A 6,851-nucleotide genomic window follows, 5' to 3' on the forward strand; every position below is an offset into this window, starting at 1 on the left:
TAGGGTATTTTAACCTATTAATCCTTTAAAGTAACCAACCACAATAAGAATTACTATTATTAATCCACCCAAAATGGCATAAATTGTTTTTCCATCATCTGAGGAACGGGATGTGGTTGCATTGGTAATCTCATAGGAGTTTCCCTGTGCTGGCGGGTTTAAGCTTTGGATGGATTCGATTCCCCCTTGTGACTTTGTCACGTTTTTAAGTGCGTTAGTGAGATTTGTTTTTTTCTTAGTGCTTTTAGTATTTGTTATGCTGGTTGTATTGCCGGTTCCGGTGCTATTACCAGTTCCAGTAGTATTCTTTTTAACGGTTAATGTATCTGAAACATCTTCAGGTGCTGTAAAAGTCATACCATCAATTACAGGGTCTGGATTAACAGAGATGTAGTGTGCATTAGCAGTTATAGTTTTTCCTTCCAATTCTGAGGGTATTGTGATATAAATAATTAATGTTTTCATTCCTCCTCCGCTTGAACCTTTTTTAAGGTTTTGAGACTGCCATATTCCGGTAGCTGCAGTGAAGTTATTATTTCCACCGGAGCCTGATGGATTTAATAGATAAGCGCTTTTATCTAACTCTATACCATTACCTTTAATTGTAACTAAAAGCTTTAAATTTTTAAAGCTATCGTAAATTCCATTATTTTTTTGAACTATTGTCACTGTAACATTATCACCTACATCAGCTGTTTTTTTATCAAATGTCACAGTTAATGTAAGTGGATCTACAGCAGAAATTGCTCCTGCTGTAGAAAGAACCATGAATAACATCAACATTATTGAATATATCATTTTATTTTTCATTTTATTCCCCTCCTTAAATTTCATAGTTTTTTAGTATATCTCGTATAATATGGTATAATCCCAAAAAAAGGCTATAAATTGCCTATTTGTGATAATTCCTAGGTTTAATTCAATTTATTATGTAACACTTGGCTTTTAATTGGTATTATGAAGTACCTGGTTATATAAAGTGATTCTTATTATAATTAATGCATATATATACGTATCGATATTTCATTAATGACATTTAATTGATATTAAATAGAAATATAGAAAATAAAGTAAGATCACAATATGTTTATTAACTCGTATCGCAAACAATATTTTATCTGAAATATATCGAGGGGTTACATGAATAATCAAAAGACACTAATAATCATTGCAATTGCAATCATAGTAGTTATTGCTTTAATTGGAACGTATATGGCATATCAAGGGGCTGGTTCCATTTCAAATAATCAAATTACAGACATGATAGGAAGAACTGTCGACATGCCCGCAGAAGTTAATAGAGTTTACTCTCTTAGTTCTTCATCTACAGTGCAGCTTTACATGCTTGCGCCTGATAAAATGGTGGGTTGGGATGCTCAAAGATCCAAAGAGGAAAATGTTTATATGTCTGCTAAGTATAAAAATCTTCCAGTTTACGGTGGGGGGAAAAAAGACGCTAATTATGAATCTATAATCTCATCAAATCCTGATATTATCTTGATTGGCCATGGTGGAACTGTAGAAGACGTTAATAAAATACAGCAAAAATTTGGCCATATTCCGGCTCTAGATGTGGAAGGAGATAATAATTTAACCAGCATAGTTCCCTCAATTAAATTTTTAGGCAATATACTCGGGGAATCGAATAAAGCAGAGGAATTAATAGATTACTACAATAGAATTTTAAATCAGGTTAATAGTACAGTGGCAACCATTCCAGAAAATGAAAAGAAAAAGGTTTACTATGCACAGGATCCAGATGGTTTAAAATCATATGCTGCAGGCGCCCAGCATACAAACCTGATTGACATCTGTGGAGGAGTTAACGCTGTTCAAGTCCCAATAAAAAAGGGTGGTGTAGCAGTATCCATGGAATTAATTATAAAATGGAATCCTGATGTAATCATTACCAGTAATCAGCAGTTTTACAAAACTGTGTATTCAAACCCCCAGTGGCAGACAATAAACGCAGTTAAAAATAAAGAAGTGTATTTAGTGCCTCAATCACCTTATAACTGGTTTGAAGGTCCACCGGGAGCTAATACAATAATGGGCATTCCATGGACTGCAAAAGTACTCTATCCTGATAAATTCAAGGATATGGACTTAAAAGGGCTTACAAAGGAGTTTTATTCTAACTTCTACCATTATAACTTGACTGATGAACAGGTTACAGATATATTGAGCTGTTCAGGACTAAAAGAATTTTAGGTGAGTGAATTGTTTAAATCGAAAATCAGGGAAAAAATCGCGGCACATGAGATTTCAATAACTGCATTGATGATCATCCCGCTGATTCTCCTGTTTTTCATCTCATTTCTTATTGGAAGGTATCCAGTATCTCCAAATGAAGTTATAATGGCCATAGCATCTAAATTGTCTTTAATAAACTCCACTTTATCTCCTGCAGTTAACACCATCATTTTTGATATAAGACTACCCCGAATACTTGCTGCAATGATGGTTGGAGCCTCCTTATCAGTTGCAGGGGCATCTTTTCAAGGATTGTTCCAGAATCCGCTGGTTTCTCCAGATAAATTGGGTGTTTCGGCCGGTGCAGGATTTGGAGCAGCCTTTGCAATTCTTTTTTCAGCCAGCGTGTTTATGATACAGTTTTCGGCTTTTGCATGGGGTATAATAGCTGTTGGTTTAACCTACTTTTTAGGGAGAACTTTTAAAGGCACTTCAATGCTTACCCTGGTTTTATGCGGAATTGCAGTTGCATCATTCTTTTCAGCACTGCTATCTCTGATTAAATATGTCGCAGATCCCTACGGACAGCTGCAGACCATTGTATTCTGGCTTATGGGAAGTCTGGCATCAGTAAATAATCTGGATATAATTATAATGGGAATCCCGATAGCCATAGGTACAATAATTCTCTTATTGATACGATGGAGGATAAATGTCCTTTCTATGGGTGAAGAGGAAGCCCAAACGCTGGGAGTGAATACAAAAAGGTTACAGGCAATTATAATTATCTGCTGTACAATTGTAACTGCCTCAGCAGTAAGTATATGTGGTATTATTGGATGGATTGGGCTTGTAATACCCCATATAGCCAGAATGATAGTTGGACCTGATCATAAAGTGCTTTTACCTGCAAGTATTATTTTAGGTGCATTTTTCCTTTTATTAATAGATAATGTTGCCAGAACAATCACAACCACTGAAATTCCCCTTGGAATCTTAACTGCTATAATAGGTGCTCCATTCTTCTTATATCTTCTTATGAAAAGCAAGGAGGTGTGGTCATGAGTCATTTAATGGAAATGATAAATGGAACTTTCTCCTATAACGGAAGCGAAAATATTTTTGAGGATATTAATTTTTCAGTTGAAAAAGGAGATGTTTTCTGTATTTTAGGGGCAAATGGTGCCGGTAAAACTACTCTGATTAAATGTTTAAATGGTTTAATGAGATTAAGTTCTGGAAAAGTTCTCTTGAATGGTAAAGATATTTATTCCCTTAACCACTCTGAAATAGCCAAAAATATAGGCCATATTCCTCAAATACATAATTCCACATTTTCATTTAGTGTGCTGGATGTAGTATTAATGGGAAGAGCACCCCATCTGGATATATTTTCTTCTCCCAGCGAAAAAGACATTAAAATCGCTAAAAAATCCTTAAAATCCCTTAACATTTATCATATGAAAGATAAACCTTACACTGAAATCAGTGGAGGAGAACAGCAGCTTGTTTTTATTGCAAGGATCTTAACACAGGAACCAGACGTTTTACTTCTGGATGAACCCACTTCTCATCTCGATTTTGGTAATCAAATACGTACACTTAATATTATTGAAAAATTAGCTAAAAATGGCCTTTCTGTCATAATGTCTTCTCATTTCCCTGATCATGCCTTTATTTCATCAAATAAAGTGGCAATAATGAAAGGAAAAAATTTTATTGATATCGGCGCTCCGGATGAGGTAATAACCGAAGAAAACATGGAAAAGGCCTATGGAATTAAGGTAAAAATTGCAGATATGGATCATAGAAGGGCATGCGTTCCATTAAAGATAAAATAGAAATCAGAATTTCATTTTTTAAAATACATGAACTGCAGATGCTTTGAAATGCATCCAGATTGGAGTTCCAATATTTATTTGAAGATCAACAAGAGATTTTCGGGTAATGAAAACAGTAAATAATTCTCCGCCATCAACTATGAGTTTTATCAAGGATCCAGTGTCAATTATTTCTTTTACATGGCCTTTAATAGCATTTCTTGCACTTGTTTCAATTTTTTCCATTGACACAGTGATTTCATCAGGTCTTATACATAAATTCACCTCTCCTGATTTATCACTAACTCCAAACACGGTAATCTGGCCAGTATCTATGCTAATCATTCCATTTTCATGTTCTTCTACTGTTCCATCCATTACATTTTCAATTCCCACAAAATCAGCTACAAATTTATTTTTTGGAGTTTTAAAGATTTCATCAGTAGATCCAGATTGACAAATCTTTCCATTACTCATTATAACCATTCTATCTGCTAATTTCCTGCCTTGAAATAAGTCATGGGTGGTCATTAGGATTGTTGTTTCAAATTCGCTGTTAATTTTCAGGATTAATTCTTCCATTTTCTTAGTAGATATAGGGTCAAGGTTTGCTGTAGGTTCATCCAGTAGCAACAATTTAGGATCTGTAATCATTGCTCTTGCAAGTGCCAGTCTTTGTGTTTCACCACCAGATAATTTAAGGGCATTTCTATTTTCATAACCCTTTAGTCCAATGGTTTCAATGGTTTCTTTTACTCTGGTTTCAATATCTTTTTTGTCTCCTCTAATTTTTAAACCAAAAGCTATATTATCATAAACACTTGCTTTAAAGGCAAGTGGCTTTTGAAAAACCATCCCTATTTGCCTTCTTATTTCTAAACGACTTTTAGTAGATTTGTTTGCATCATGCCCCTCAAAATACACAGTTCCTGACGATGGTTTTTCCAATAGATCAATTAATCTAAGTAAAACAGTTTTACCAGAGCCAGTTGGCCCTACAAGTGCAGTACTTGTTCCCTTTTCTATTTTCATGTTTATATCTTTAAGTACCTGGAGATTCTCGTAATTCTTGTAGACATTATCCATTTCTACTATGTGCATTATTTCCACCTAACTGACAACTGTATATTAATTTTATTTTATTCTCTGCCCTGCAGATAGTTTAACATTAGATTTATTATGAGAGCAATTGCGAGCAATATTATTCCTAAAGCTATTGAAAGCTCTATATTACCCTTAGAAGTTTCAAGAGATATTGTAGTGGTAAAAACCCTTGTAAAACCTCTTATATTGCCACCAATAAGTATGGCTACACCTACTTCAGAAATTGCCCTTCCAAAACCAAGTATAACCGCACCCATTATTGCATACCGTGCCTCTTTTATAATAGTGATTATAGTTTGGGATGCACTGGCCCCAAGTGAGATGGCCAGCTCTTTTACCTGATTACTAACACCTACAAGGGCTGTAATTGTGAAACCTATAAGAATAGGCAAAATTAATAATGTCTGACCTATAATCATACCTTCTGGCGTGAAAAGAAGGTTTAGATCTGCTAATGGGCCTCGTTGAGATATTAATAAGAACAAAAAAAGTCCAACTAAGACTGTAGGCACACTGTAAAGTGTTTGGATGAGATTAATTAAAGTACGTTTACCAAAAAAATCATAATAATATATTATTCCTCCAAGGGGTATTGCTATTAATGAAGCTAATAAAGTTGCTGATAGTGAAATGTAAAGACTTCTTATTGTTATTTCAATAACTTCAGGATTAAGCGTTGTTATTAAATATATGGCCTGTTCTATTGCTCCAAGGATTTCGTTCAATTCATCACCAAAAAGAGTGTACTATTGAAATAATTTACATGTCGAAATATAAGAAGTTTCTGAATATCTAAATAAAATTAAAAATAAAAAATTAAGAAGCCCTGATTATGCAGGGACCGGATTGCTTAATAAGGGAGTAATCAATGCTGGCACTGGATTAGTTATTATTGGGGTAAATAATGACTGTCCAAACTTGTCTTTACCATAATTACCAATTATTTGCTGACCTTCTGAGGAAACCAGGAAGTTTACAAAATTGTTTGCTGCTTCTGTGTTTGTTTTTGGATGTTTTTGCTGATTAACTGGTATTGCTGTGTAAATATTTAAAAGATCTTTACCTGTTGATATTAATGGTACGAGGTCGATTTTTCCTTCTTTTGTAAATGCAAGGAATGTTCCTGAATCGGTTATTGTGTAAGCATTTTTTTCATTTGCAACTACTAGGGTGTCTCCCATACCTTTACCACTTTCTATATACCATGAACCTGATTTTGTGACATTTTCATAGCCAACTCCTGAAGAATTCCAGAGTTTCTTTTCTCTGGAGTGTGTACCTGAATCATCTCCACGAGATACAAATTTAACCTGATCAGGATTTGCCTGTCCTTCTTCAGCTATTTTTTTAAATGCTTCTGTTGCATTCAATCCTTTAATTCCTGCAGGATCATCTGCAGGACCTATAATCCAGAAATGGTTGTATGCAAATTCTGTACGGTTTGTACCGAAACCATCTTTAACAAATGCTTCTTCGCGTTTTTTATCGTGCACAAGCATAAGATCCACGTCCCCTTTTTCACCGTACTGTATGGCTATACCTGTACCTCCTGATACGACCTGTACGTCCACGCCAGGATACTTTTTCTCAAAAGCGGCTTCTACTTCTTTTAAAAGTCCAGTGTCTTCTAAACTGGTAGTTGTTGAAATACGCAATACGGATGTATCTGGACTACTACTTGCTGAATAAGTATAAATACCTACTCCAGCAATTACTATGATTATTATAGCGATT

Annotated in this window: 7 protein-coding genes; 3 read left to right on the forward strand and 4 right to left on the reverse strand. The window is 34.8% G+C overall.

The genetic code is table 11. The features are described 5' to 3' along the window. Window positions 1-9 precede the first annotated feature (9 nt). Window positions 10-810, reverse strand: coding sequence for a hypothetical protein (locus QMD61_09565; protein MDI6724877.1), 801 nt, complete (start codon window positions 808-810; stop codon window positions 10-12). Between the two features lie 330 nt (window positions 811-1,140). On the opposite strand from QMD61_09565, the gene QMD61_09570 reads away from it, so the two are divergent. The 3 genes from QMD61_09570 to QMD61_09580 all read left to right on the forward strand — a co-directional run bounded on the left by QMD61_09570 (window position 1,141) and on the right by QMD61_09580 (window position 4,034). After that, window positions 1,141-2,211: an ABC transporter substrate-binding protein gene (locus QMD61_09570; protein MDI6724878.1), complete on the forward strand. Its 1,071-nt coding sequence runs from the start codon at window positions 1,141-1,143 to the stop codon at window positions 2,209-2,211. 69 nt (window positions 2,212-2,280) lie between these two features. Beyond that, complete coding sequence (locus QMD61_09575; protein MDI6724879.1) at window positions 2,281-3,258, forward strand: iron ABC transporter permease; 978 nt, start codon at window positions 2,281-2,283, stop codon at window positions 3,256-3,258. After that, the gene (locus QMD61_09580) at window positions 3,255-4,034 is read left to right on the forward strand and encodes an ABC transporter ATP-binding protein (GenBank protein ID MDI6724880.1); all 780 of its coding nucleotides are present in this window, start codon (window positions 3,255-3,257) and stop codon (window positions 4,032-4,034) included. Before QMD61_09575 ends, QMD61_09580 begins: the two co-directional genes overlap by 4 nt. Window positions 4,035-4,052: 18 nt before the next feature. On the opposite strand, the gene QMD61_09585 is transcribed toward QMD61_09580, so the two are convergent. The 3 genes from QMD61_09585 to QMD61_09595 all read right to left on the reverse strand — a co-directional run bounded on the left by QMD61_09585 (window position 4,053) and on the right by QMD61_09595 (window position 6,850). Further along, window positions 4,053-5,114, reverse strand: coding sequence for an ABC transporter ATP-binding protein (locus QMD61_09585; protein ID MDI6724881.1), 1,062 nt, complete (start codon window positions 5,112-5,114; stop codon window positions 4,053-4,055). 38 nt (window positions 5,115-5,152) lie between these two features. After that, complete coding sequence (locus tag QMD61_09590; protein MDI6724882.1) at window positions 5,153-5,842, reverse strand: ABC transporter permease; 690 nt, start codon at window positions 5,840-5,842, stop codon at window positions 5,153-5,155. Window positions 5,843-5,947: 105 nt separating this feature from the next. Beyond that, window positions 5,948-6,850, reverse strand: a complete 903-nt coding sequence (locus tag QMD61_09595; protein MDI6724883.1) for an extracellular solute-binding protein — start codon at window positions 6,848-6,850, stop codon at window positions 5,948-5,950. Window position 6,851: the final 1 nt, after the last annotated feature.

Origin of the sequence: Methanobacterium sp. (assembly GCA_030017655.1) — an archaeon.
Classification (GTDB): Archaea; Methanobacteriota; Methanobacteria; order Methanobacteriales; family Methanobacteriaceae; genus Methanobacterium_D.